Here is a 2,550-nt window from a genome sequence, read left to right as displayed (position 1 = left end):
GCGCGCAGCCGCGTGTGCGCCAGCGCCACGCACTCGCCTTCGGTGCTGGCGGCGCGGATCGGCAGCGCATGCACGTGCACCAGGCGCGACAGGGCACCGCGGTACAGCAGCGACAGCGCGGCCCGCTGCTCGCCGCGCTGCCACAGCGCCGCGGCGGCCGCGCCGATCCGGTCGGGCAGGCTCTCGGGGCGGATGTCGAGGTCGCGCACGTGGCTCGGCAACGGGGCGGCGCGCTGCGGCAGCGCACCGGCGCGCTCGCGGATCCAGTAGCGCAGCCCGACGATCAGCACGGCCACCAGCACCGCACCGATCGCCCACACGACCAGACGGCCGGCCGCGGTCATCCAGCGCGCGAACTCGCCCAGCCACTTGAACCAGGCCGGCATGCCGGACGGCGGCTCGGACTTCGTCGGCTCCGACGCGCGCTCCTTGAAGCGCCAGGTCTTCTGCTTCTGCGTGCCGCCGAAGCGCGGGTCGGCGCGCAGCGTGGCCAGCTCGGCCTCGACCGCGTCGCGCGACGGGGCCGAAGCCGCCGAAGCCGCGACATCAGCGGGCGCCTGCTGGGCCTGCACCTGGGCTCCCAGCAACGCCAGCGCCAGCCCCCACGCAGCACTAGAACGCACGGCGGAACTCCTGCTCGATGTCCCAGGCCTCGAGCTGCACGCGGCGGTTCAGGTACATCGCGAAGCCGGCGCCGACATAGAACGGCTCGAGCATCAGCACCACCAGCGCGTAGCCGGTGGCGGTGGCGAACGACGACGACAGGCTGCCGCCGGTGAACCAGTCCCATGCCATGCTGCGCAGCCCCTCGGGCAGCAGCAGCGCGATGAACGCCATCAGCCCGATCCCGAGGAAGGCCTCGGCGTGCGCGAACGCCAGGTGCATCATCCCGGCCGGCCCGCGCTGCGCGCGCAGCATCAGCGCGCGCCGCTGCCGCCGCGCCTTGCCGCGCTGGCCTTCGAGCTGGTAGATGGGCTGCGTGTACGGCCGCCACGGCGACAGGCGCCGCCACGTCAGGCTCGTGAACAGCTGGCTCCACCAGACCTCGCGCTGCGCACGCCACAGGTCGGCGAAGCGGGTCGACTGGCCGAAGGCCGCGCGCGACAGCACGAACAGCACGCTGCGGTCCATCCAGGGCTTGAGCCAGAAGATCAGCACGCTGGGCAGCCAGCTGGCGATCTCGACGCTCGACAGCGCGAGCAGGAACACCGCGACGAACACCGGCGTGCAGGTCGCCCACACCGAGCGCGCATGGGCCTGCACCAGGCGCACGCCCAGGTCGCCGGCCTCGTGCATCGGGCGCGGGCGCAGCTCGACGGCGATCGCATCAACCTGCATCCGGGCCCTTCTCATCGGCGGCGCGGCGCGGCCGGCCCTGCCAGCCGAGGTAGGCGATCACCAGCGCCCAGCAGGCCGCGCCGACGCCGTACTTGACCTGCGGCTCGACCCAGCGGGCCGACGACCAGAAGGCCTCGACCGCGGCGGCGATCAGCAGGAACGCGATCACGCCGTACATCACGACGATGGCGTGCGAGGACGCATGGCGCAGTGCCTCCAGCCGCGTGCGACGGCCCGGTGCGAGCAGCGCGTGGCCGAGCCGCAGCCCGGCGGCACCGGACATCACGATGGCGGTCAGCTCGAAGGCCGAGTGCGTGACGATGAACGAGTAGAACGCCTCGCCGTGGCCGCGCGCCGTCAGGTAGCCGCCCACCGCGCCGCCCTGCAGCCCGTTGAAGACCAGGAAGAACGCGCTGCCGATGCCGCCGAACAGCCCGGCCGCGAAGCACTGGAAGCCGATGCCGATGTTGTGCTGGATGTAGTAGCCGAACATCTGCCAGTCGGTCTCGGCGCTGCGCGGCTTGCCGATCGGGTCGGCGCCGGGGCCGTACATCTGGTCGAAGTTGCGCACCTGCTGGGCGTCCATCAGGTGCAGGATGAAGCCGGGGTCGCGCCAGCAGGCCCAGCCGACGAGCAGCGTCGGCACGACGAACAGCAGCGCCGCCACCAGCAGGTAGCCGCGGTGCGCGCGCACGCTCTGCGGGATGTCGACCAGCAGCAGCCGGCGCAGCCGCCCGATGCCGAAGCCCGGCTCGTGGCGGCGGTAGATCAGCTGGTGCGCGCGGTGCGTGAGCTGCTCCAGGCGCTGCGTCAGGCCGATCGGGTAGGCGCGCGCCTGCGCCAGCGCCAGGTGCTCGCAGGCGCGGCGGTACAGCACGCTGAGGCGGGCGCCGTCGATCGGCGCGGGCTTGCCCTTGGCGCGCTCCTTCTTCTTGTCGGCCTGCTTGTCGGCCGACTGGTCCTTCTTCTGGCGCGGGCGGGCGCCCTCCACGCGGTCGAGCATGGCCTGCAGCTCGTCCCACAGCGGCGTGTACGCGGCCTCGAACTGCAGCGGCGTCATCGGGCGGCGTCTCCGCGGCGGCCGAGCAGCCAGTGCGCGACGCCGAGCAGGCGCTGCGTGGCGTCCGTCGCACCGGCGCCGGCATCGGTCGCCGAGCGGGCCAGCACCGCCAACTCGTCGAAGCGGGCGGGCGTGAGCCGCTGGCCGCGCAT

Annotated in this window: 3 protein-coding genes; all 3 read right to left on the bottom strand. The window is 73.2% G+C overall.

The window, feature by feature from the left end:
- On the bottom strand, positions 1-623 hold a 623-nt coding region (locus tag AC1DXV_RS33770; RefSeq protein WP_477937931.1), incomplete at its 3' end, for a DUF4129 domain-containing protein.
- Positions 613-1,338: a hypothetical protein gene (locus AC1DXV_RS33765; RefSeq protein WP_477866019.1), complete on the bottom strand. Its 726-nt coding sequence runs from the start codon at positions 1,336-1,338 to the stop codon at positions 613-615. The genes AC1DXV_RS33770 and AC1DXV_RS33765, both read right to left, overlap by 11 nt.
- On the bottom strand, positions 1,328-2,398 hold the full coding sequence (locus AC1DXV_RS33760) for a stage II sporulation protein M (RefSeq protein WP_477866018.1): 1,071 nt from the start codon (positions 2,396-2,398) through the stop codon (positions 1,328-1,330). Before AC1DXV_RS33760 ends, AC1DXV_RS33765 begins: the two co-directional genes overlap by 11 nt.
- Between the last annotated feature and the right edge of the window lie 152 nt (positions 2,399-2,550).

Source organism: Rhizobacter sp. P3_C12 (genome assembly GCF_056402735.1).
Note: the sequence above shows the minus strand (reverse complement) of the source record. Positions and strands in the feature narration are given on the sequence as shown.